Annotated in this window: 22 protein-coding genes; all 22 read right to left on the bottom strand. The window is 49.3% G+C overall.

The features are described from left to right. Window positions 1-32 precede the first annotated feature (32 nt). Window positions 33-2,822, bottom strand: a complete 2,790-nt coding sequence (locus AAFH99_RS09855; protein ID WP_406827635.1) for a glycosyltransferase — start codon at window positions 2,820-2,822, stop codon at window positions 33-35. A gap of 29 nt (window positions 2,823-2,851) precedes the next feature. Next, window positions 2,852-3,139 carry a hypothetical protein gene (locus AAFH99_RS09850; protein ID WP_406827634.1) on the bottom strand — a complete coding sequence of 96 codons (288 nt, stop codon included), beginning with the start codon at window positions 3,137-3,139 and terminating at the stop codon, window positions 2,852-2,854. A gap of 21 nt (window positions 3,140-3,160) precedes the next feature. After that, window positions 3,161-3,922, bottom strand: a complete 762-nt coding sequence (locus tag AAFH99_RS09845; protein ID WP_406827632.1) for a hypothetical protein — start codon at window positions 3,920-3,922, stop codon at window positions 3,161-3,163. 20 nt (window positions 3,923-3,942) lie between these two features. Beyond that, the gene (locus AAFH99_RS09840) at window positions 3,943-4,671 is read right to left on the bottom strand and encodes a hypothetical protein (RefSeq protein ID WP_406827631.1); all 729 of its coding nucleotides are present in this window, start codon (window positions 4,669-4,671) and stop codon (window positions 3,943-3,945) included. Between the two features lie 183 nt (window positions 4,672-4,854). Next, window positions 4,855-5,820, bottom strand: coding sequence for a GDP-L-fucose synthase family protein (locus AAFH99_RS09835; protein ID WP_406827630.1), 966 nt, complete (start codon window positions 5,818-5,820; stop codon window positions 4,855-4,857). A 12-nt stretch (window positions 5,821-5,832) separates the two neighbouring features. After that, window positions 5,833-6,948 carry a GDP-mannose 4,6-dehydratase gene (gene gmd / locus AAFH99_RS09830; RefSeq protein ID WP_406827629.1) on the bottom strand — a complete coding sequence of 372 codons (1,116 nt, stop codon included), beginning with the start codon at window positions 6,946-6,948 and terminating at the stop codon, window positions 5,833-5,835. A gap of 304 nt (window positions 6,949-7,252) precedes the next feature. Continuing rightward, window positions 7,253-8,119, bottom strand: coding sequence for a sulfotransferase domain-containing protein (locus AAFH99_RS09825; protein ID WP_406827628.1), 867 nt, complete (start codon window positions 8,117-8,119; stop codon window positions 7,253-7,255). Further along, entirely contained in the window at window positions 8,116-9,129 is a 1,014-nt protein-coding gene (locus AAFH99_RS09820) for a hypothetical protein (protein WP_406827627.1), read from the bottom strand. Before AAFH99_RS09820 ends, AAFH99_RS09825 begins: the two co-directional genes overlap by 4 nt. Further along, entirely contained in the window at window positions 9,126-10,595 is a 1,470-nt protein-coding gene (locus AAFH99_RS09815; protein ID WP_406827626.1) for a glycosyltransferase, read from the bottom strand. The genes AAFH99_RS09820 and AAFH99_RS09815 overlap by 4 nt, the downstream gene beginning before the upstream one ends. After that, window positions 10,592-11,548: a glycosyltransferase family 2 protein gene (locus AAFH99_RS09810; RefSeq protein ID WP_406827625.1), complete on the bottom strand. Its 957-nt coding sequence runs from the start codon at window positions 11,546-11,548 to the stop codon at window positions 10,592-10,594. The genes AAFH99_RS09815 and AAFH99_RS09810 overlap by 4 nt, the downstream gene beginning before the upstream one ends. A 3-nt stretch (window positions 11,549-11,551) precedes the next feature. Then, window positions 11,552-12,826, bottom strand: a complete 1,275-nt coding sequence (locus tag AAFH99_RS09805; protein ID WP_406827624.1) for a hypothetical protein — start codon at window positions 12,824-12,826, stop codon at window positions 11,552-11,554. A gap of 433 nt (window positions 12,827-13,259) precedes the next feature. Then, window positions 13,260-14,630: a hypothetical protein gene (locus tag AAFH99_RS09800; protein ID WP_406827622.1), complete on the bottom strand. Its 1,371-nt coding sequence runs from the start codon at window positions 14,628-14,630 to the stop codon at window positions 13,260-13,262. A 32-nt stretch (window positions 14,631-14,662) separates the two neighbouring features. Continuing rightward, window positions 14,663-15,634: a hypothetical protein gene (locus tag AAFH99_RS09795; RefSeq protein ID WP_406827621.1), complete on the bottom strand. Its 972-nt coding sequence runs from the start codon at window positions 15,632-15,634 to the stop codon at window positions 14,663-14,665. A 103-nt stretch (window positions 15,635-15,737) separates the two neighbouring features. After that, window positions 15,738-17,144 carry a mannose-1-phosphate guanylyltransferase/mannose-6-phosphate isomerase gene (locus tag AAFH99_RS09790; RefSeq protein WP_406827619.1) on the bottom strand — a complete coding sequence of 469 codons (1,407 nt, stop codon included), beginning with the start codon at window positions 17,142-17,144 and terminating at the stop codon, window positions 15,738-15,740. A 26-nt stretch (window positions 17,145-17,170) separates the two neighbouring features. Further along, the gene (locus AAFH99_RS09785) at window positions 17,171-18,043 is read right to left on the bottom strand and encodes an NAD(+) kinase (RefSeq protein ID WP_406827617.1); all 873 of its coding nucleotides are present in this window, start codon (window positions 18,041-18,043) and stop codon (window positions 17,171-17,173) included. A gap of 268 nt (window positions 18,044-18,311) precedes the next feature. Beyond that, window positions 18,312-19,406: a dTDP-glucose 4,6-dehydratase gene (gene rfbB, locus AAFH99_RS09780; protein WP_406827616.1), complete on the bottom strand. Its 1,095-nt coding sequence runs from the start codon at window positions 19,404-19,406 to the stop codon at window positions 18,312-18,314. Between the two features lie 20 nt (window positions 19,407-19,426). Further along, window positions 19,427-20,344, bottom strand: coding sequence for a dTDP-4-dehydrorhamnose reductase (gene rfbD, locus AAFH99_RS09775; protein ID WP_406827614.1), 918 nt, complete (start codon window positions 20,342-20,344; stop codon window positions 19,427-19,429). Further along, window positions 20,334-20,891 carry a dTDP-4-dehydrorhamnose 3,5-epimerase gene (gene rfbC / locus AAFH99_RS09770; RefSeq protein ID WP_406827613.1) on the bottom strand — a complete coding sequence of 186 codons (558 nt, stop codon included), beginning with the start codon at window positions 20,889-20,891 and terminating at the stop codon, window positions 20,334-20,336. Before rfbC ends, rfbD begins: the two co-directional genes overlap by 11 nt. Before the next feature lie 2 nt (window positions 20,892-20,893). Then, complete coding sequence (rfbA, locus tag AAFH99_RS09765) at window positions 20,894-21,772, bottom strand: glucose-1-phosphate thymidylyltransferase RfbA (RefSeq protein WP_406827611.1); 879 nt, start codon at window positions 21,770-21,772, stop codon at window positions 20,894-20,896. Window positions 21,773-21,889: 117 nt separating this feature from the next. Further along, the gene (locus tag AAFH99_RS09760) at window positions 21,890-22,840 is read right to left on the bottom strand and encodes a 1-aminocyclopropane-1-carboxylate deaminase/D-cysteine desulfhydrase (RefSeq protein WP_406827610.1); all 951 of its coding nucleotides are present in this window, start codon (window positions 22,838-22,840) and stop codon (window positions 21,890-21,892) included. Further along, window positions 22,837-23,619, bottom strand: a complete 783-nt coding sequence (locus AAFH99_RS09755; protein WP_406827609.1) for an RES family NAD+ phosphorylase — start codon at window positions 23,617-23,619, stop codon at window positions 22,837-22,839. The genes AAFH99_RS09760 and AAFH99_RS09755 overlap by 4 nt, the downstream gene beginning before the upstream one ends. After that, entirely contained in the window at window positions 23,616-23,978 is a 363-nt protein-coding gene (locus AAFH99_RS09750) for an MbcA/ParS/Xre antitoxin family protein (protein ID WP_043316544.1), read from the bottom strand. The genes AAFH99_RS09755 and AAFH99_RS09750 overlap by 4 nt, the downstream gene beginning before the upstream one ends. Between the last annotated feature and the right edge of the window lie 3 nt (window positions 23,979-23,981).

The following is a 23,981-nucleotide window of genomic DNA, read 5'->3' as shown; positions in this document are numbered from 1 at the left end:
TTTGTGTGCATTCAGGGGGCACCGCTATCCCGTCATTCGTCAATACCGCACAAAATATGCCTATCAATAGCGCCTCTGACCACTTCCTTACTGAAGAATTGCTCAATAAAACCCGGACGCTCAGCCAACTGCTTCTCGCAAAGGGATTCTTTGGTATATAGCGCTATCAATTCGTGTGCGAAATCATCGGCACTCTCAGCAACGGCCATAACTGTTTCGGATGCTGGAATTCCCTCTGCACCGATTGGTGTCGTAACCAATGGCACACCGGCTTGCAATGCTTCAAGAACTTTCCCCTTCACACCGGCACCGTAACGAAGAGGAACCACACAAACGCGAACAGCACGGTAAAGCTGCTCTAACTCGGCATCACTCACAAAGCCGTGCACTATTACATTTGCTGAAGCAAGATCACTGATTTCATCAGGAACATTGGAGCCAACGACATGAAGGCGCACCTCAGGGTCAACGGCACGTACCTTCTCCATCACCTCACTTATAAACCACAGGACCGCATCAACATTCGGAGTGTGGGTAAAACCACCGACAAACAGTAAGTCTTTTCGAGCAGAAAACTCGTACGGATCGATATTTGTAGAGTCGAGCACATATAGAGGTAATTGCGCGACATCCGTAGCAGGTGCGATTTCCCGAACAGCATCCACTTCAACATCCGATGGATAGAGCACGGTATCCACTTGCTGAAAAATCCGGATTTCGCGCGCCTTCCAGCTTTCCGCAGCTTTCTTTAGTTTTTCGTCACCAGCGACCACTGCTTCACGCTCTGTACGCAGGTAATGAAGATCATGCCCAAAGTAAACCAAGCGCGGACAGTTCTTAAGCGCCTTAATTTCCGCTATAAAATCTTCGGTAATATGTGGCCGGTGCAGATAAATGACATCAAGGTATTTTGCGTTCTCCTCAAGCCAGAGTTTCCAGTTCCGAGCTATTGTTTCACCATAAAGCACTTCAACACCAAGTTGCTGAAGGGTCTCGGTATATGGCTGGTGAGGAAAGAAGTTTGCCCCTAAAAATTTAACCCGAATCCCCATTTCAACCATGGTTTTCACATAGAGGAAGGTCGATCTGGAGCCGGCATCCTTATCGTAAAAAGGTACGTAGTGGTCGATAAACAGCACTGTAGGCTGATCGCCCGCTCTTTCCCGAGCATCGAACACATCAACACCCACATCGCAGCTATTCGCTTCGAGCTCAGCCTTCCACTTCTTGCGCAATACCACTTGATTAATACGCTGCTGCTTCTTGATGCCAGAATTGATATCGCTACCGTGGCTTACACCTTCAAAATGCACCACCTTCGATGCGGGCTGGTAAACCGTACGCAAACCGCGAGCTCGGATCTCGAACGCAAGGTCCGTATCTTCATAATAAGCGGGACAAAAACGCTCATCGAAGCCCCCTAGCTCATCCCACAACCCCTTTTCAAGCAGCACACAGGCACCAGAGATATAATCTACGTCCCGAACATAATTGAACTCGGGTAAGTCCGGATTTTGGCCTCGACCATAGTTCCAGCCACTCGCATCGCGCCAGATAATGCCACCCGCTTCCTGCAATACTCCATCTTCAAATAGCAGCTTGGGACCAACTAGTCCGACGTTTTTCTGCGTTGAGACCACATCCAATAGTGATTGCAACCAACCTGGCTGCGGATTGGTGTCATTATTCAAAAGGACAAGATAACGCCCCTCAGCAAATCTCGCGGCGTTGTTGCAGTTTTTCAAAAAGCCCAGGTTAACATCGTTGCGCACAACACGAATATTTTTTATGCGATCTCCGATGGACTCCGTAATATCACTCGAGCGGTCATCGGCAATGATCACTTCATATGGAATATCACTGGTGTGTGCCAGAACAGATTGCAGACAGGACAACGTGGTGGGGTACTGGTTGTACACCGGAATAATAATGCTGACCAGTGGGTTCTCGTACGCTGGAAAGGTGAGTTCTACAGACCCAGAAGACACTTCGTCAACCGGGAAAATCACCGGTTTCTCTGCCACATTTGCATCTAGCGGGAAGCGCTGCTCAATCCAGGCGGCGCCATTCAATTTTTCTATTCCGAGGAGTACGCGCACCAAGCGTTTAAAGCGATGCCAGGTAAAAATGTGTAGGCATGCGTAAGGGTTGGCCAGCGCGTACCGTAAAACCTGAATGAGATACTTTAATCGATTAAATCCACGGCTTTCTGCTGCCGCAAGATCTTCCCCATGGTCGCACTTAAAGCTTTTATAGTCGGACCAAAGGCTCCAAAGATAACCGGCCTTCCCGCTTCGGCGCGTCAGCTTTGCAGCCGCCCAATCTGCCAACCGATTGAATGCCCCCCGCATGCCACGTAACGCGCTTCCGATAGCGGCCTGCTGATGTACCACCTTTTGATATAGCTGAGAATTTACATCTTCCAGAGCTTGAAGATCCTCTTCGTCAAGTAGCTCTGGGTCAGCCGGGATAACACTCTCAATGAATTGGGCATACGCAGACGATAGATACTCTGAGCGATGCGAACCAATCGCTGCTGGCGAAACCATGTGGGCGAAGCTGGTTCTCTCGTCTGCCGGCAAGCGTGCGATATCCAGAGCCTCGTCCAAATAACGCCGCCCCCCCACCAGCGGAATTCGGCGGCCAAAGGCCTCAAGCGCCAGTGCTACCTTACCGATTTTGCTCTGCGCAACCTGACTCATACCCGAAGAAAAGTGCTCAAGCTCTCCGGCCAGATACGCGTTTTTCTCACTTTCTGCTTCAATATCATTGCTGATTTGAGGCTCTAGTACTTCGGGTCGCTCACTAAACGTTTCATTCATTGGGCTTAAATACATCCATAATTGCCGATTCAGGCACTTTTTGCGTGTTCTTTCAATACGGTGTGAAAATCGACTCCACGCTCTTCCTGAAACTGTAATGCAGCCTCGTATAGTTGCGTCAATTCGCTTTTTGATGATGCTCGAAAGGTCGCATAGCGGACAACACGCTCAACATGGCCGATCAAGCGCCCTAAAATCGACCGCCGAAACATATAAACCTTGGCATAGGAAACGCACAAACGGTGAAACAGATATTCACCTTTCTCTTTTTCTGACTTGTATTTATCCAGCAACAGCTGCTCTACAGAATCACTCATAAAACCCCCGAATATTAAAAATCAACTTTCTCTAGGAACGACCGAATCGAAGCGGACGCACGCAAATTTATACAGCTCCAGATCGTACTTGTTTCGATCACAAAGCTCCCCGTAAAGCGCTTCACCAAGTTCCCGTCGAACAGTCATCAATTTATCTTCCAACTGCTGCGCAGCAACCTGGGTAGTATTTATCTGTCTATTTATGACTTTTAGCTCGGGGAAATGGTACTGCAGGCAAAAGTGCATACGCAGCAATGACTCGTGGAACCGCTCAACCAGACCGAAGAAAGCCAGCTCTTCAAGAAACCTTTTTGCTCGCTCCAAACGCGCTTCACCAGTGGTTGCATGCCGTGGTTTGTCACCTTCAACTGATTCGTTCGACAGTTGCAATACTTGAAAATCAGCAATAGGACCATGGTTTTGCGGGTCCAGTTTCTCCCGAACGTATTCCGCAAAAGTACCCTTCGGTTCAGCTAACCCCAATTGCTTTTTCCACTCGAAAAGGTACGCAGAGCGCGCTCTATCGAGCGGGTGGCGAAGGAACACCAACGGGAAGACTTCATACTCCCCCTGGGGCAGAGGTGGCATCGCCTGGTGGGAGGAAATCGCCCGTGCCGTCGGATGTCGATCGATAAACCCCTGCATATCCGCGGGCAGAATCTTTGCCGAGGAAGTCTCTTTATCAAACTTTAACCAGGTATCGCCAAAACTTTGACGAAGGATCTCATCAATCGATGAACCTGCATTCTTGAACAGGTGGTAATGTAAAATCAGTTTTCTCACGCGAAGCTACCAACTGCCAGTCAGTTGGACTGACCTTCTCCATCGCAAACCCGGTACCCAGTGACCGCAAGTCCAAGCTTTCGCTGATCTTCGCCATTACCTATTTCCGCGGGGCTTAATGTACGGACCAGTTTTACTTCAATCCGCGTAGCCCGAGCACCCTCACTCGCCGGTACACGACAGGTCAGGCCGCGCGTCTGACCGTCGAAATCGAGATCCACCTGTTGCGCCTGCCCATCTACGAGGATTTTGGCCTCTTTAAGCAACTCGTCATCATCCATCGCGGAGATAAACCCCAGCCGAAACACCTTGTCGACATTTCGCAGTACCGGCACGTCAAACACGATCTCCGGTGCTGGCCCGGTCCAACTATAGGCAAGGCCTTCGGGCGTATATTCAACTCCGTACATATTCTGGTTTTCACCAAATACCGCCGCGGATACCTCTACTCGCGCCTGAGGCGCGTAGTTATGTTCCGCTACCGGTTGCGCCATCGCAGGTGTCCGCGCTTCTACAACGGCCTTGCTAAGCAACACTTGCTCTAATATCTTAATTCGAGCAGACATTTGCGCCTGGTTCTCAACGAGCACGTCCGCCACAGCCTTCAAATGATCATAGGGGTTCGCACTGGCTTCTACAGCGGCCAACACTCTTGCCTGTAGCGCTTGGGCATTATCTTTCACCAGCGCCTCAAAATAGCGTAAATCGTCGGCCATCGCTTCAACTTCACCGCGCTCAATACTGCTCATTTTTTGTACTCCAACTGTATTCCCGACCGCATCACGCCAACGCGTACCCGGTCAAATGGCCTTCATTTTAAAAACGTAGAATTATACCCACGAACCCGAGGGGAATCAGCCGTGTACGGCCAAATTTGAGAGCGAATTACAGGGGAAATGAGACCGGGCGGTTACGCCCGGCAGATAGAGGTGCTATCGGCGGAAATCCGCCTGATTCTCGAGAAACCATGAATAGGCCTGTTGCAGCCCATCTCTAAGGGTGATAGAGGCCCGCCAGCCAAGCTTCGACAAGCGATCCACATCCATGAGCTTGCGCATGGTGCCATCGGGCTTACTGGTATCCCACCGTATAGATCCCGAGAACCCCGTTACTTCTGCGACCGTTTCGACCAGCTCACGGATCGTACAATCCACACCGGTGCCGACGTTGATATGACTCAGCATGGACTCGGTTTTCGCGCTGTAGCACGCCCGATCCAACTCCATAACAAACACAGAGGCCGCGGCCATATCGTCTACGTGCAGGAATTCCCGCATCGGTGTACCGCTACCCCAGGCTACGACTTCCGCATCTCCACGCTCTTTCGCCTCATGAAAGCGCCGCAGTAGCGCGGGGATTACATGGGAGTTTTCCGGGTGAAAATTGTCATTGGGCCCATACAGGTTGGTGGGCATGACCGAACGATAGTCGCGTCCGTACTGGCGATTGTAGGATTCGCAGAGTTTAATACCGGCTATCTTGGCAACCGCATAGGGCTCGTTGGTGGACTCAAGCGGCCCCGACAGAAGCGCAGACTCTGCCATCGGCTGCTCCGCTTCTTTGGGATAGATACAAGAAGAGCCCAGGAACAGCAGCTTCTCCACACCGGCAAGATGCGCGGCGTGGATGATATTGCATTCCATCATCAGGTTCTCGTAGATGAACTCTGCGGGATACGTATTGTTGGCATGGATACCACCCACCTTGGCGGCAGCCAGATACACTTCGTCGATCCGCTCGCTGGAGAAGAACGCCAATACTGCGTTTTGACTGATCAGATCCAGCTCATTACGAGAGCGCACAACCAACTCAACATCATCGCGAAGCTCAAGCTGACGAATAATCGCAGAACCGACCATCCCACGATGACCGGCGACAAAAACCCGTTTCTTGCTCATATCAACCCCGCCCTACTCTTTAGCCACGGACACATCAAAGCCGTGCTTCTTGAGCAACGCATGCTGCTTAGCCTTGGCGAGGTCGGCCTCCACCATTTCCGCACACATATCTTCAACGGTGATTTCTGGTACCCACCCCAATTTCTCCTTGGCTTTGGAAGGGTCGCCCAGGAGTGTCTCAACCTCTGCAGGGCGGAAATAGCGGGGATCTACTCGCACGATTACGTCACCAACAGAAACGCCTGGCGCATTATCTCCCGTGATCGCGCTGACCGTCGCGATCTCGTCCACACCCTTACCGGAAAACTCCAGTTCAATGCCAGCATACCGAGCAGACATACGGATAAACTCACGCACCGAAATCTGCTTGCCGGTAGCGATCACGAAGTCATCGGCCACTTCCTGCTGCAGCATCATCCACTGCATGCGCACGTAATCCTTCGCATGCCCCCAGTCACGCTGAGCATCCATATTGCCCATATACAGACAGGCCTCAAGACCTTGCGCAATATTGGAAATACCTCGGGTAATCTTGCGGGTTACAAAGGTTTCACCACGGCGAGGGGACTCATGATTGAACAAGATCCCGTTACAGGCATACATGCCGTAGGACTCACGATAATTGACCGTAATCCAATAGGCGTACATCTTAGCCACAGCATAGGGTGAGCGCGGGTGGAAAGGCGTGGTCTCCTTTTGCGGAATCTCTTGGACCAAGCCATAAAGCTCGGAAGTCGAAGCCTGATAAAAGCGGGTCTTTTTTTCCAGGCCCAGGAAACGGATCGCCTCCAGCAGCCGCAAGGTGCCCATGGCATCCACGTCCGCCGTGTACTCGGGTGCTTCAAAGGAAACCGCTACGTGGGACTGTGCACCCAAGTTGTACACTTCGTCCGGTTGCACATCCTTTAGAATGCGAGTCAGATTCGACGAGTCAGTTAAATCTCCGTAATGGAGGAAAAAACGCGGATTTTTCTCATGGGGATCTTGATAGATATGATCGACGCGTTCGGTATTAAATAAAGACGCACGGCGCTTGATGCCGTGAACCTCGTAACCTTTCTCAAGCAAGAACTCGGCCAAATATGAGCCATCCTGACCAGTCACACCTGTAATTAAAGCTTTTTTCACACATACCTCACAATTCAATTCCGCTAACTTTACTACCGAGTTTTAGCACAGGTCTAACGATCGGAAGCCTTACAATACTTCATCAACAACAGCTAATTCACATAAAACTTCTGGCAACCAAGGCAATTCCACCTCCCCGCCATAAATATCATGCCATTACCACATGTACGACTTGAATAAGCAACCCAAGTAAACACCTATTCCAAGGTCAGATAAACAGCGAATAGAACAATTGACTGCTCTAACTTTGGGGAGCGAAGCAGGGACAAGATATATATGTCAGACCCCATACCACCAAAAATCACTATTTTTGCGGCAAATCGGAATACCCTAAATAACTAAGCTCATCAATATGGCGAGAAATAAATTCACTAACCGCAGCGGGCGAAAAATAGTCAAGATAATAATAAGCCGACATCTTATTGAAAAACACATTCCTTTTACTGTCACTACCCTCATTTAACTTTAGCTGTTGTGTGCGCTTTTGAACGACATCAATAGCCGCATGGAGGTCACTTTCCTCAAACTCAAAGAGTTTAAGAACAGAGTTAAAAGAACAACTGTCTGAAACGCAATCTTCATAACGCAAATGAACAGATGGCATAACCTCACCCGCCTTCATCCAGCTTTTCCCGTGATCGAACCAAGCGCCACCTATCTTTAGTGTGGGAAGAAATCCATTACTCTCGGAAAAGTACCTCAAAGCATGATCAAGATTATCACGCGGGATATCATCCAAGGTTACACTTTTCCACTTTTCAAAGTCCACGGTATCCTTGAAACCTAGAAGCTCTATAAAGAATAATCGAGCCCACCCAGTTTTCCCGATATTTTTAGCATATTGAATCCTAGAAAAATTGATGTAAGAAAGCAGCACATCCAAAGGATTCCTGACAATATGAACAAATGCACTCGCATCTAGATCAAGTTCTTTATGCAAATTTCCGCCGTAAAATGGGGAATGTGTTTTTAGTACGGCACATGGTGATCCGATCACACTCCTTGATACAGCCGGACATTCACACGGTGATAGGTTTTTAGAAATCAAATTATACACATCAAGGTCAGAGCCCGGAAACCCGTATTTCCGGCCCGCCTCGCGGATTACAGAGTGAATCCATGTATTCCCTGATTTTGGATAAGAAGATATCCACAGCGCATTCTTAATCATTGAAGCTCGCCTTCACAATCTAAATATTCATCGAACGCAGTCATTACGTAATTTAAACTGCTTTCCCTAGCTTCTCGATTACTTATATCAAAACATCTAACCTCGCGAATCACATCTTCAAAAATCGGAACACCCTCAAAAAACTGATTCGAAACCCAAGAGTTTGACTCCTTAAATTTACTAAAAAACTCGCTCAAAGACTCAGACTCAAAGAAAGCTCCCTTCTCAAATGGATCAACTTTCTGAAGGATAGATATTATTTTGACACGAGGAATATGCCTGTACTTATCACACAGAGCGCCAATTGAAAATAAAGACTCCGGTGAAAGAGATCTGTTCTCCTGCTCAACTCCCTCTAAAAAATCGGCACTTTCAAAGTTAATAACCCGTGAAAAATCCCCCATAAGACCACTTGCAGATTTACATGCACCGTCATAAAGCCGAACATTTAGAGACGCTTCGTCAAATACAGACAGCCAATTACTCAATAGGTTTTTATAATTATAATACGCCGAACCATACCTTTCACTAGACATTACATCCCCCATCCTGGCAATTTTGGAAAATGGAACACCAGCCTTAATCGCTTCCGAGAACGATCCCAAATAAAGGTCATCCTGTCGCTTTAGGTATACGACGATTTCAAAGTCAACAGAATCAGGGAAGAGCGATTTTAAAATTTCAATATCGCGTTTACTAGACAATCTAGAGGAAAAGTGCTCAGAAGATAATAGCAATGTAGCATTCTCCGGTAACTCTTGGATAGTTTTGCAAACACACTTACGCTGTTGATCTTGGTACGCAGGATAGGTCCCGGGCCTATGGCGACCTAAATCGCTTCCAGGATCAATAGACGATGCCAAAACAAACTCGAAGTTATTGCCATCGCCCAGAATACTTGGGACAACAAACACATTCTGATCCGAAAGTGCTTCACGATTGCGCTTTATAAATTTCTGAATACTGGTCGTCCCAGTTTTCTCTGTACCAATATGAAGCACTACTTTCATTTAAAACTCCGAATTTTCAGCCTCGCCAACCCATACGAGCGGTCACTTTCTCCACTCAACAACTGTTCAAAACATTCCTTTCCAGACAAACCTAAAAAGCGATCAGTGCTCCACTGGATAGGGCCGAACGGGGACGGAACAACCTCAAATCTTAATCTATCTTCATTTGGAAAAATGACACACCGCTCTCCACTAATGTCTATAGTGAAGATATAATTAGATGAAAAGCACTTCCCTAAACCCTCCACTTCCCGGAAGTCCTGACCATCGAGAGAGTTTCCTATCACATTAAATATCTCTATATATTGCTGTGAAACCTTCACAGGAAGATGATCACCCCTAACCGACAAGACATATTCGTTCAAAGTATCCACAGTGGGCACAATCTTATCGCCAACAGCCCTTACGAGCACCGATGAAAACGCTTCGGGTGAATAGTTGCTAGCGACATAGCCGCATGAAAATTCAGCAACAAACTCTTCACATCCGTGCCATCGGCCCACAATTGGAATACAACCATAACTGCCAGCCTCAACCAGTATATTTGGCCAGTTGTCCTCATAAGAGCAACTCAAAATATACTGGCACCGCATAAAGATTCGCACCAACTTTTCATGCTCTTTAACATGGCCGTGAGTAATTACCTGTATTCCGGTTCCGTTCAGGCGCTCAAGAACCGTTTCATCAAGGCCCCCAACGAGGTGCAAAATAATACTGGGAGTTAAACCGACAAGATCCTCCGATGCGAGCTTGAGAGCATCAACAGCGAGAGCCAGGCCCTTTCTCTGCTCATCAAAAGAGTCGGCAATTAAAAGAATTGACCTTTTATCACGTTGTCCCGCGTTCTCGACATGACAAATCGGCTGGTAAGCATTCCTGAGTACATGCGCGCGTTCACGGGGAACGATGCCAGCGGCGATTGCATTATCAACGATAAATTGGCTCGGGGCTGATAAATGGACATTATTGAACTCAAAGATATTTTTCTTAAGCCTTTTGGCGCCAACTACATCCTTCTGGGCACACTTCCTCTCATCTACCTGTGGGCATCCAATACAGTCGTTTAGAAAACCGCTACAGCCCGCCGGGTAATGGCAGCCTCCAGTCAGGTAATAAAAATCATGTAACGTAAATACTATCTTCTTTCCAATACGTGCTAGCTCATAGATTTCAGCCAACGAAATCAAGTAGCTTGCCCACTGGACGTTCAGCACATCATATTCTGACAGTAGATCTATCACCCATTGTCGCACATCACTTCCATAGTCAACTGTAAAATGTGTGTTTGTGATTCTTTGATTCGTTGCACTATAGTTAGGCGATACTTCTGGATCTACCTGTCCTAAGGTACTAATATCAAAGAAATCGACATCGTGTTCGGTAAATTCCGAAAGCGCCTCATAAATCCTAAAGGCTGCGATACCGGCACCACCGGCCGATGCGCTAGAAAGTATCGCAATTTTCACGAGTGCGCCTCCAGATCCGCATGCAGACAAAGTTCGCGCTGCTTCTCTATATGTGCCTCCATCCACGACAACTTGGCTTCCAGTGCCTTTACCCTTGCCCCGCCACCATTGTTACTTTTAGACTCAGTCTCGAGATCCTTGTATAAACCGATAAGAATTCCTAGAGTGGCTTTAGCTTCCGATAAGCCGCCATGCTTCGCTTGCACAAGAGCCAAAGAAGTAATCGACTCTGCTCTGGCACCTCTCGTTTTACAGTCCTCGTGATAAACGCTATACGCGATATCTTCGTCTATATGGTGCATATCAAATGACTTTGCCATACCGATAAATAAATCGGCATCCATCGCATAGTGGTCATTTATGTCCAATGGACCTGCGGAACCCCAAGCTCGTCGAGTAAAAAATACACTAGGCTGAATCAAATGATTCCTAGCGTAATCAAGCAGGTATCGAAACTTCAACTTCTCTTCTGAAAACACAAAGTGATTGATGGGGGCGAAGTCTAGTTCGGTCATGTATGCGTTACCGACCAAAACATCACAATCAGGGTGGTCACGATAATAGCTGCGAACCTTGCTTAGAGTATTCGGCAAAATAATGTCATCACCATTTAGCCAATACAAAATTTCACCAGTAGCTATATCAAATCCTTTATTGATCGCATCTGACTGACCATCGTCTGATTTACTTTGAATATGCATAAACATATCCTTGTAATGTTCGACAATCTCCATTGTATTATCACTACTCCCTCCATCCATCAGGATAACCTCTACACCTGAAAGGTCATTACAGAGCAGACTACGTAGTGTCTTTTCTAGAAATTTAGCTGAATTGTATATAGGAATCACAATGGAAATTGATGGCAGATCAGCACCCGAAGAGTCTATATTCAAAGCGGCTTCCCACGGCAAAACAGATTGCACCTGAAGAGGTTTACGAAGTTTAGTCATTGCTTAATAACTCTTCCGAACTGTTGATAAAAGGGCTGAACAGGTGTTGAACGTACGCGCCGAGAGCGAGCTAAGCACAAAATATTTGAACAATTCTTTATTGAAAATAGAGTGTTCAATTAGTTCTGAAGCAAAAAGATCGAGCAAGTGACGTAATCTATCAGTCCCAGCCGTATTCGTCATAATCTGCTGGAGCTCCACCCCATGCAGGCTTCCATCAGGATAGCGGGTAGAAATCCTTAACCTGCCCAACTCTCTATTTATCAATACCAGCGATAGCAATAAGATAAACCCACCCTGAATTACAGGAAGGGTCCGCATCTCATTTTCTCTAAATGCCGACGCCGCCGCCCAGTTAACACCTTGCAATTGCCCACAAAGAAAGCCTCTAAAGGCATCAGTGGGAGAAAAACTTACCCCATGACTGCCTAAGATTTCGGTCAAACTATGGATAACAGAAGTTAACCGGTCATCCGCCACATTTAGATCCGTTACTAGAGAACCTTGGTAATACATGCGCTTCAGAAGCCTAGACGAAATGAAATTCCTTTCGCACTCTGTAGTGATCTTCTGCGCGAACTCTCCCGCTAAAGAGGCTACCTCTTTCTCCCGATACAACCCTGAACTCAGCATTTGTTCAGAATAATATTTGAATTCATCGATAGCGCCATAGGATGTTTGATGCGACTGGTGAAGGAATACCTCACCGTCCATAATCAAGCCTCCCCGCATCAAAATTGTATGCCCTAAAAAATAGTCCCAACCTGGAACTCCGAAGGTCATTCTTTCAGATACCGGGCTGCTAGAGAGCTTGTCAAAAGTTTCCCGCAATCCAGATTTGGTGAAGTAAAAGACATCTAGCCCGCCACGATAAGGCGATGAATCACTGTACTTGTGATACGCCAAGTTCACGCATTCATTCCGGGTTAACGCAACACTCTCACCAAACGATGACAATAGTGAACTTACTGGCTTCCTGTGCGAGGCGTATATGTCCGAATTCACCAAAAAATAGTTACTGAAATTTAAGTCGATAGCCCGGCGCAAGACCGGCATAATACGAGGAATTCGTTTATCAAATAAGGGGGAAGCCGTTTCTTCCTCATCAATAATGACGACATTCTCCTGCGCGAACCCAGAGTCGAGCAAAAGACTGGCTTCACCCTCCGAATTGAAAGTTAGTATTTCATACCCCAGCAATTTCCACCGATCAAAGCAAAGCCTTTGCCGCTCAATTTTCGCATGGGGATTTATACTGGTGACAACCAAAGAAGACATCTACTACTGTTCCTTGAAATTTTTATAGCCTAATTTATTAATCAGATTTTTAAACTATTTTGAAGATAGAATTTCTCCGGCCAACTCATCCCCTAGAGTAGCCCTAGCTCTAGGCTCAACAGCCATTCCTGACCTGTCAGAATCACCAGTAACATTGGCCAGTGAAAACACATCCGTAAATTCTTCTGTAAAATTTAAATTTAGGCCGTGACATATTTTCCAGAAACAACCAGGTTTCCCATTACAACCATCCGTTCTTCCTAGCCACAGCTGCTTCTGAGCTTAGCGGCGTGCCGTTTATTGGTTTCGAAAATCACTATGCGCGCCGGGTGGTGCTCTTTGATTTTATAAAAGTCTGGGCAGGTGCCCGCCCCAAGGTAGACCACATTTTCAACAGCCACCCCAGTCTGCTTCAGACTGCATAGCAAATCATTCAGCATTTATCACTCCAGCTAAACTCGGTATTCGAAAAAAAGCTCATGGGGTCACCTAAAGCCTGCCCCACTTGGAGCTTTTTTCGAGGGTCAGAACAAAGCCACTGGAAAAATGGGGCAAACAATCGCTCCCGGTATTCGCTTTCGACGCCACCATACGCGGAACTTGAATTCTTCGAACCTTCACTGTAAGCCAACCGGCCTTCGACAAACAAACCTTGCAATACTTCCGACAATTGATTAAATGCACACACGCATACATTCAACCGCAAGCGTGTTGCCTCCCGGGACAGCCAAGACTCCCCCAAGAAAATTAATTGGCAGCTTTTATCTGCGAGTAGCCATAAGAAACCCGAGGACTTGTTTTGATAGTGATGCACATCATATGTGAACACAAACACATCCAGAGAGAACAATATCGCTTGAATTTCTTCCGCAGGTAAATATCTTGAAATCACACTTAGCCGCGGCTCGCCTTGAGCAAACTTACGTATTTTTTCTTCTGCTGCCAGCACCCGCGGGCAATTGCCCTGGGAGGTATACTGGATCACTACCTGGTCATCGGCGCCAATAGTGGGAATCACTTGTTCGAGAAGCTCAGGCAACCGATTAAAACCCTTGTCACTTTTTGCATCGCCAAAATAGATTCCAATTTTTTTTCCGGACTTTTGCACTGCTGGTGGTGCCGCCAAGTCGCCCATTTCAGCCAGGTACTGCGGGTGGAGTGGCAATGGGGAATCCAGCTCTAGCAACCGGCCAAAATGTTCCGCCAATTCATAGTCAGATGCGTACAATTTGACGCTAGCGTATGCCGCGATGGACTTACAGGCCATCTTGTAACTTAACCATTCCGCGACATTCATCACTTCGCCAGTGTGATTCCTACCCGGGTTGTACATCAAACACACCCGATGCTCTACCTGATGACCAGATACTGCACTACCAATTAGCCGTAACGCGAATTGCACAGCCATAAGGTGCACCCACTGCATGGCGGGGTAGAAAATTATTAACTTCCCATTCCGATGTGCTCTTTGCGGAGCGGTAGGGTCGGCCTCGTCGATGAGCACGCTTTCGGTAAATACGCGCTTAAGCGCCGCAAGGTACTCCTTTCCCAGTGCTGCAATAAATCCGTTGGCTTCGGCAATATTTGGCAGGGTAGCGGAATAGCGATAAAAATTCGTATCAAAAAACGGGGTAATCCGTATCTGATCGGTCGCGAATCGCTCAAGGCTTTTCCGTATTTTTCGACTGGAATAGAACTCTACCGGACTGGAACACTCTCCAGATTCCAGCGCGCTGTGGACTCGCTCGAGAAGCGCCACATGATGCCCCCCCTCCGGGCCCAAAGCCGGATCAAGTACAATCACTCGGTTTCCCGATATGGCATTCATTGCGTGAACTAGCCCAAAGCAGGGCTATTTTGCATTTTGCGGGCGATGCGCAATACCCTCAGGCTCTCACTACCACCAGCACTGCCGTACTGATCCAGCACTACTGCGGGTTTGCTTTTGGCGCTCTCATCGAGATACTTCTGATAGTACAACTCCAGCTCTTCTTGCAACTGATGAATTTGCAACAGTGCCAATTCAAGCTCCGCTTTCAAGTCTTGTTCAGTCGCATCCTTTTGACCAGATAGCTCTCCAGCCGTCATTTCTGCTTTGCGACTTGATTCTAGATGCAATGTCTCGAGCTCTTCCTGAAGTTGGTGAATCTGAAGATGTGCTAATTCGAGATCTGATTGAAGCTCATTCGGAGCAATTGCAAACTTCCCCATTTTATTTTCGCGATTGACCGTTTTATTCAAATAAGTGGTCAATACGCTCAAGTCAGGCTTAATTTCGGCATCTAACTCGTCGTCTTGGCGAGGGAGGGAGGATGCAACCAATATTTCCTTATATAAATTTCCGCTGTGAACGTGTCGCTCACTCAAGAGATTAGCAAGTGAAACAATTATCGGGTCGGCAGCAGTCGCAGGAAATTCTGGCAACTTTTCCATATCTAACCCACAGCTATTCAATACCGCCAGGCAATCTGCAGGCCTTTTCCGCAGGTCGTCCTGAGTAAAAAGAGCAGCTGACGCAGTACGATTCCGCTGAAAAAGGTCGAGGAGTTTCTGCGACTCCCGCAGCCATTCATCTAACTCTTCGTCGATGCCTGCACTTCCCTGCTGCAGTTTTCGAATGGCATACTCGGACGGCGACTCAACCAACAGCAACACCATTGCCTCTTCAAGCAGCTTCGTATTGATAAGACTCGGATTTCGCACAAAATCTATTCGGGGTGCTACAGTTTTTCCCGGGTCAATTGGCTCCGCTTGCCCGTGAACACATCCAGTTTCTACGAACTCTCTATTGAGCGCCTCGGCAAGCAAACTACTCCATTGACATGCCATAGGCGACCCCAATGAGCAAACTATAAGATTCGCCGGCTGACGCGTTAGAGATTGGCTATTCACAGATACCCCCAAATTCTTCTCAGTTTCGCCCATATACATCATCAAAACGCACTATGTCATCTTCTCCGAGATAACTTCCGCTTTGCACCTCAATTAGCTCAATAGGCAAGATACCGGGGTTGCTTAATCGGTGCTTTGCGCCAATCGGGATATACACACTTTCATTCTCAGAAAGCATTATTTGCTCACCATCCCTTTCAACAACAGCAGTTCCGGATACCACAACCCAATGTTCCGCGCGGTGGTGGTGCATTTGCAGTGAAAGGCTGGCACCTGGATTGACGGTAATTCGCTTTACCTGGAAACGCGGGCCGCTACCGATGGAATCGTATTTGCCCCAGGGTCGCACCACTTCCCGATGGATTTCGTGTTCGTCACGGCCAGCGGTTTTGATTTTACTGACGATCGCCTTCACTTCCTGGGCGCGATCTTTCGGCGCAACCAGGGTTGCATTCTTTGTATCGACGATCACCAGGTCTTCAATGCCTACCGCGGCCACCAGGTGGTCTTCACCAAATACCAGAGAGTTTTTGCAGTCTTCGAGAATTACATCCCCAAGCGCAACATTTCCTGCCTTGTCCTTTTCCAATGCCTCCCAGAGAGACGACCAGGAGCCTACATCTGACCAGCCGCACGCCAGCGGAACAACAAAGCCACGATTTGTTTTTTCCATAACTGCGTAGTCGATACTGTCTTCAGGAATCGCATTAATGTCTTCCAGCCGCAGCTTTACGAAATCGCTCTCGACTTTCGCATTTTCTATCGCCGCCACCGAAGTCCGGTGTATCGCTGGTGCATGGCTCGCGAGCTCCGCCAGAAGGCTCTTTGCGGAAAACAAAAACATACCGGCATTCCAGTAATAATTTCCGCTCTCGATATATTGCTCTGCGGTTGCCTTATCCGGTTTCTCAACAAATTGGGCAATAGGAAGAACCTGCCCATCTTCCCCTTCTGCTTTCTGGATATAGCCGTAGCCGGTCTCCGCTGCGGTCGGTATTATTCCGAACGTCACCAGGCCACCACTTGTGGATTTCTGCAGGCCAACATCAATAGCGCGGTGGAAGCTCTCAACGTCTTCCAATAAGTGGTCTGCGGGAAGTACCAACAGGTTGGTTGACTCGTCGTGCCGTGCGGCAGAAATAGCGGCAAAGGCGATCGCAGGGGCGGTGTTACGACCAGCCGGTTCAGTGATCATGGTGAAATCTTCGAAGCCAATATCCTGGGCCTGCTGCGCCACCATAAAGCGGTGATCTTCATTGCAGACAATAATTGGCCGATTGAATCCCCGTACACGCTCGAGAGTTTGCTGCAGCATGGTTTGCTCCCCAGTGAGACTGAGAAGCTGCTTCGGTAGCATTTTGCGGGATTTTGGCCAAAGCCGTGTTCCAGAGCCACCGCATAAAATTACGGGGGTAATACTCGTCATTGGAAGTTTATACCTCAAACGTACTTTTAATTATTTTGCCAGTTCAATTTCGAACGGCACGTCTCGTAAAAATTGTGGCCAATCGGATGGATCAGTGTCAGCCGGTGCGGCTTTTTGTGAATTCTAATCACGTCGCCCGGCTCCGTGATTACCTGATCATGCCCATCGCAAGTTACATACGAGTGCGTTGTATTATGCCCGCTAACAACAAGCTTGAATTCGCTACTGCCCTCAACGACAATCGGCCTGCTGCTTAACGTATGTGGATTAAGGGGCACGACCACAATAGCATCCAGCTTTGGATGCATTATTGGGCCTCCACCCGATAGTGCATATGCGGTAGAACCTGTCGGCGTCGAGACAATCAGGCCATCGGAGCGCTGGGTATATACGAACTGACCATCGATAAACAGATCAAATTCGATCATGCGGATATATTCACCAGGGTGAATTACCACATCATTGAGTGAGGAGCCTTTACCGACGGGTTTGCCGTCGCGGGTAACGGACATATCGAGCAGAAAGCGACTCTCGGCCATATACTTGCCGGCAAGCACTTCACCTACTTTTTGCTCAATTTCATCGGGAGTGATATCGGTCAGAAAGCCCAGGCGGCCACGGTTGATACCAAGGAGTGGGACGCTAAATTTAGCCAGTGCGCGTGCCGCAGCCAGCAGACTGCCGTCACCGCCTACAACGATTACCAAATCGCAAAGCTCGCCAAGCTTGTCTTTGCTGGATACGCGAGCGTTGTGGCCTGCAACATCATTCGCCGTATTCTTTTCAAGTACGACGGAGTAGCCCTCCCGCTCGAGAAACGCCATTAGGCGTTTGAGCGAGAGAACCGCACTTTCGCTTTCCGTACGACCAATCAGGCCGATATTCTGGAATTCCGACACCGCTCCCCCAACACAATGGTGCCCGAATTTAGGGCCCGCGCAGTATTAACCTTTTATTACTAACGACTATTGACTAATAGTTATTTTAATAAGAATCCACCCAAAGCCATGACTTTGGACAGAACCATCTATTATGCCCCACTCGATATACAGAGTCGAATCACATGGAACCATCGTGCCACCTAGGGTGCATATAGACCGGGTATTCACTTATACTTATAGGAACTGCTAGTAGGGCACCCCTACCGTTAATCGCCGGGAAAATTTATTAGCCAAGTAGCTCCCTCCACCAGGACTCATTCCCTAAATACCAGTTGACTGTTTTTCGGATCCCGGTCTCAAAACTTTCTTCTGGTTTATAGCCCAACTCTTGCTGACTTTTAGCAGCGTCGATCGCGTAACGGCGGTCATGACCGGGACGATCCGTCACAAATTCAATCAGACTTGCACATTGCCCCTCCGCAGCCAATACCGCTTCCGGGTATATTTTAGCGAGTTCGTCATTCCGAGCGAAAGCCTCGTCCATCAACTTGCAAACGAGATACACAATATCAATATTCTTCCATTCATTATGGCCACCTATATTGTAGTTTTCCCCTATTTTCCCCTCGCGCAATACTAGGTCAATACCTCGGGCGTGATCCTCCACATACAGCCAGTCCCGAACCTGCTTACCATCCCCGTACACGGGTAGTGGCTTATTACGCAGGATATTGGTAATAATCAAGGGAATCAGCTTTTCCGGAAAATGATAGGGCCCATAGTTGTTGGAGCAGTTTGAGGTTGTGACCTCCAGACCGTATGTGTGGTGGTACGAACGCACCAAGTGGTCTGAGGCGGCCTTACTCGCGGAATAGGGTGAATTGGGTGCATAAGCCGTAGTTTCCGAAAACGGCGGGTCGTTCGGCTCCAGTGTTCCGTATACCTCATCCGTACTTACATGATGGAAGCGGTGCTGGATTGGACCCAGGCCATCTGCCGCCGGCATGTCTAGCCAGACTTTTTTTGCCGCTTTCAGCAAGCTATAAGTGCCGATGATATTGGTTTCGATAAACGCATCCGGCCCGGTAATGGACCTGTCTACATGGGATTCCGCTGCGAAATGCACGATGGTGTCGAGCTTGTGCTGAACCAGCAGCTGCTCCACTAAATCGGTATCGCAGATATCACCCTGTACAAAGGTGAAATCGGGGTGCCCTTCTACAAGGGAAAGACTTGCACGATTTCCCGCATAGGTGAGCGCGTCCAGCACGACGACCGTGTCTTGGGGGTAATTGGCCAGCCAATAATGTACGAAGTTGGCACCAATAAAACCTGCGCCACCGGTGACCAATAGCTTTGCTGGCGCTTTGTCTGAACTCATGAATTATTCCAAACCGCTTGTTAATTTTCTTGTTGAGCCAACTCGTGAAGCATGGACTCGAGCTGGCTGCGCCAATACTCTGGTGTCACGCCGAAGGCTCGCTCGAATGGCGCCTTATCGAGCACGCTATATGCCGGTCGAGCACCGGGAGACGGGTAGTCCGTATGGGGAATGGGTTTGATCGGAATTTTTCGCTCAAGCAGGCCTCTTGCCAGCGCCAACTCCTGGATCGCAACGGCGAAATCGTACCAGGAAGCAACACCAGCATCGGTCCAGTGAAAGACCTGCCCGGAATTGACCACTTCAGACTCCATTAACTGCTCCCCGGCCCGCCAAATGGCTTGCGCCAGCGAGTATGCCCAGGTAGGCGTACCGACCTGGTCATACACCACATTGAGCCGGTCCCGTGCAGGGTCGGCCATGAGCTGCAACATGGTTTTTACGAAGTTGTTTCCGTGGCTGGAATATACCCAGGAGGTTCGCAATACGATACTGCGTGGTAGTTGCCGTTCAATTACTTCCCGTTCGCCCGCGAGCTTGCTCTCTCCATAGGCACTAAGCGGGCTGGTTTCGTCGGAGCAGCTATAGGGTCTGGAAGATTTCCCGTCGAAGACAAAATCCGTCGAAACCTGAACCAGTGCCGTACGCTCCTGTAGAGCAACAGCATCGGCAATATTGGCAACAGCCTGCTGATTTAAGGCAAATGCAGCCTCACGGTCGGACTCCGCTTTATCGACCGCAGTGTACGCAGCAGCATTGATCACCAAATCTGGGCTGTATGCACCAATTGCATCAGCAACTTGAGCAGGATCCAGCAAGTTAATTTCGGCACGCCCCAGCCGCTCAACCTTCCAGTTTACTGGAGCTGTACGCTGAAGCTCCCAAGCCACCTGCCCGCTTTTACCAAAAACCAGTGCTCTATTGATGTTAGTGCCCATTTGAAAGCCTCGGAGCTTTCGCCAGGGAGAGCCCCTGCTCGTCTTTTGCGGACAACCTTGGCTTGGCTCCATCGATCAGGGGCCACTCAATGCCAACTTCTGAGTCGTCCCAACAAAGGCTGTATTCGCTTTGTGGATGGTAGTAATCCGTGCATTTATAAACAAATTCTGCGCAATCGGAAGTAACATAAAAACCGTGGGCAAACCCCGCAGGCACCCAAAATTGACGGTTGTTTTCTGCCGACAGAAAAGTGCCAGCCCACTGACCAAATGTCGGTGAGTCCTCACGCATATCAACTGCTACATCAAACACCTCACCCTGAACTACGCGGACCAGTTTGCCCTGCGTCTGCTGCGCTTGATAATGCAGGCCACGCAAAATTCCCTGCTCTGACCTAGAGTGATTGTCCTGCACAAAAGTGACATCGGCAACGTGTTCGCGGAACCAGGCGTCCCGGAAGGTTTCCATAAAAAAGCCGCGTTCGTCACCAAAAATTTTGGGCTGTAAGATTTTGACGCCCGGTAATTTTGTATCGATTATTTCCACGCTCAAAACACCCTGTCTTCGATCACCTGCAGCAAATATTCTCCGTAGCCACTTTTGAGTAACGGCTGGGCAAGAGCCTGCAACTGATCAACATTGATGTAACCCATTCGGAAGGCCACCTCTTCCGGACATGCGATTTTGAGCCCCTGGCGCACTTCGATAGTCTGCACGAAGTGGTTAGCGGCCAGCAGGTTATCGTGGGTACCCGTATCCAGCCAAGCGGCTCCGCGACCCATAACTTCGACATTTAAGGTGCCCGCTTCAAGATACGCGCGATTGACATCCGTTATTTCAAGCTCTCCACGTAGAGATGGGAGAATAGACTTGGCGATATCGATAACCTGGTTATCGTAAAAATACAGCCCGGTAACCGCGTATTTTGATTTTGGCTGCGCCGGTTTTTCTTCGATGGACAATGCCTTGCCATTCTCATCGAATTCGACAACACCATAGGCTCTAGGGTCGTTGACGTGGTAGCCAAATACCGTCGCGCCTTGAGTTTGTGCTGTAGCACGCTGCAAAAGGCTCATGAAATCGTGGGAGTGGAAGATATTGTCGCCCAGTACCAGTGCACAATCATCACTGCCAATAAATGACTCACCAATAATAAATGCCTGGGCAAGACCATCTGGGGACGGCTGTTCTGCGTATGACAGATTGATACCCCAGGATTCTCCTGAACCAAGGAGGCTCTGAAATGCTGGCAAGTCTTGCGGAGTTGAGATGACCAAAATGTCTTTTATACCCGCCAACATCAGAGTCGTCAGAGGGTAGTAAATCATTGGCTTGTCGTAAATTGGAATCAGCTGCTTGCTGACTGCCTTTGTCAGCGGGTAGAGCCGACTTCCGGTCCCCCCGGCTAAGATGATTCCCTTACGCACAAAACCCCCTCGTAGCGCATCATTACCATTAAATTCGCGGGTGATTATGCCGAACCTAATCGCGCACGTCGAACGCCAAATCAACCGATCAAAAAACAGACAAATCAGAGTTGGCCGCTAGCCGACACCCCTGTTTCCCTGTAACCCTCCAGTATGAAAAAGCAGAATTTTTTTCCGCCTGAAGGGCGGCAGCGAAACAAAATTGCACAGGGCGGAAAGCTTGCTCAGCCCTAACCCTGCTTTCATTGTATAAATCCAGTCCATCGGTATTTCAGTAGCCTTTGCCAGAATACTACTGTACTGGATCAACTGAAGATCAACCTTGGCATACCCCCCACAGTGCCAATCAGCCTCAATCTCAATGGCGCGAGGCCGCTCATCCGGGCTACAACCACTCCACCCCCCTGCTGCCAGCTGGATCGCTGGAGACGCTTTCAAAACAGCAACTCCTTTGACTACTACATCTTTAGGAGTCACGCGGGCCAGAGCCCCTGTCGTTAAACCAGTACCAGCCGCCACCCAATACTCCACGAAATCTACGGGGCTGGTTTCTTGGACCACCTCGCCCAACAATTGCACCCCTCGGGCCCCCTGCTCATTCGCCCCGCCCTCCGGCACGTACCAATACCGCTCGCCGGATAGCCCCAACTGCGCCCAAAACCCTTCTTCCGCTCTCTTCCTATATATAGTGCGAGACACAAATCGTAATTCCATCCCAAACCGCTCGGCGTCCTGCAACATGGCACTCAGCACAGGGGGGCGTTCGCCGCGTATGATGCCGATAGTTTTGAACCCAAACCGCTGTCCTGCAGCGGCGGTGGCGTGGATGTGGTTCGACCAGGCGCCGCCGCAGGTGACTATGGTATCTTTGCCCTGCTCCCGGGCCTCCAGCAGATTGAAAATCAGCTTGTAGGCTTTATTGCCAGAAATAATGGGGTCGATGAGGTCATCGCGGCGGATCCAGAGGTCGACACCAGGAAACAGTTCGGACTCAACCTGCTGATAGGGCACGTTTCTGGCGGCCTCGGTAAAGGCTTCCATGCTCAACTCGGTCAGGTAGCGGATCATGCGGGCTGTGGGATCTGGCCAGATGCCTCGAAAAGATCTCGAGAAAAATTGCGGGACTGAACCCCGCTGCCGGTCTTGACCAGGAAGGCGACGCCCTCGCTCGAAGACTCAGCGGTAACTTCCGCCTCCATGGTGGGTGGGCGACGCAACAGCGCCTGAGGGTCAAATAACGCTATGTTGACCCCCTCGGCGCCAGCGGTCGGCAGCTCCGCCACGCCCGCAGAAAGAGCACGGGCAGACGGCGTTTCAAAACCCTGAATCCCAACCTCTCGTGCCTGTGTTCCCAGCAGCTGGCAGAAACGGTATTCCGCAGCGTGGGTCAGCTGTGGCCAGTAGTCCTGCCATTCTGTGGATTGCAGGCGAACCCCGGGATCAGCGCAGTATTTGGCAGAAAAAACCTGGTGGAAGCTGGTTACAGGATTCGGCGGGGAGTATGCCATGTCGCTGATAAATAACAGCCGGTAATAAGCAGTCTCGGCGAGTACCGTGTCGATGGTTTTACTGCCGTAAAAGATACCGCTCTCGGCGACGCCACCAAACCTTGATCCCCAGGGAAGCGGCGGGTAGCGAAACGGCGTCGCCAGCAGATAGTGCAGATCTTCGCTCCCCGGGAGCCTGGCAGGCTTGCTCTGCTCGAGGAGGTTTTCCAGAACCTCCTGCTTTTGCAGGCTGTCGACAAGGCCGCGGGTGGCGACCTCTTCTTGGGACTCAATGATTCGATAAAGACGCCCGAACAGGCGGATAGCCGACTGGCGGATTTTCTCCCGCAGATCAATCACACCTTGCCCCGCATGGCATCGAGATAGGTAACGATACGCACGAGACCATCAATGCGCCGGGCAACCTCTTTGGGAACCCCATTCAGCGCACGATTGGCAGTGGCAAACCAGGTTTTAGCACCCTCCTCTCCACCCATAAGGACGAAGGCTGACCGGTAGGCTCGAACCAACAACAGGGCGAGCTGCCCTTCGACACTTTGTGGGGCAAGGCCACTGCGGCGACGCAGGGTGCGATCGTCCAGATGAATGATCTCGCTGAGCTCTTTCTTTTTCAGGCCCAGGTGACTGGCAGTATTGAGGGTTGCCTCCAGGAGGACCTGATCTTCGGTGGTTTGCGGGGTATGGGCTGGGTTGGCCATTTT

The sequence above is a fragment of the Microbulbifer sp. ARAS458-1 genome, from assembly GCF_045348205.1.
GTDB lineage: Bacteria > Pseudomonadota > Gammaproteobacteria > Pseudomonadales > Cellvibrionaceae > Microbulbifer.
The sequence above is the reverse complement of the archived record's forward strand: the minus strand, read 5'-3'. Positions and strand labels throughout refer to the sequence as shown.